Here is a 475-nt window from a genome sequence, read left to right on the forward strand (position 1 = left end):
GCCGGCGAAGGGCAGCTCCCGGTGGGTGGTGAAGATCCGCACGCGGTAATCGGCGCTCGGATCGGTCGGCGCGCAGACGAAGCTCGTTTCCGAGAGATTCGTCCAGCGCGCGATCGCCTGCATCTGCGCGTCGGACAACGGATCCGCATCGAACACCACGGCCAGCGGATTGCCGCGGAACGGCACCGCCGTGAAGACGTCGACCTGCTTGAAGCGAACCCGCCGCGCCGTCATTCGACTTCGGCGATCAGTTCGATCTCGACGCAGGCGCCCAGCGGGATCTGCGCCACGCCGAAGGCCGAGCGTGCATGCTTGCCGGCGTCGCCGAACACCTCGGCGATCAGCTCCGAGGCGCCGTTGGTGACCAGGTGCTGCTCGGTGAACTCGAGCGTCGAGTTGACCAGGCTCATCAGCTTGACGATGCGCTTGACGCGGTTCAGGTCGCCGGTGTGGGCGTGCAGCGTCGCCAGCAGGT

Annotated in this window: 2 protein-coding genes; both read right to left on the reverse strand. The window is 67.2% G+C overall.

Going from position 1 to position 475, the window contains the following annotated elements; all coding sequences use genetic code 11:
• On the reverse strand, nucleotides 1-234 hold a 234-nt coding region (locus HW466_RS31350; protein WP_176316169.1), incomplete at its 3' end, for a PhzF family phenazine biosynthesis protein.
• Nucleotides 231-475, reverse strand: a 245-nt coding sequence (locus HW466_RS31355; RefSeq protein WP_176316170.1) for a RidA family protein, incomplete at its 5' end; no start/stop codon positions are given. The genes HW466_RS31355 and HW466_RS31350, both read right to left, overlap by 4 nt.

Origin of the sequence: Burkholderia territorii, from assembly GCF_902833055.1 — a bacterium.
GTDB lineage: Bacteria > Pseudomonadota > Gammaproteobacteria > Burkholderiales > Burkholderiaceae > Burkholderia > Burkholderia territorii.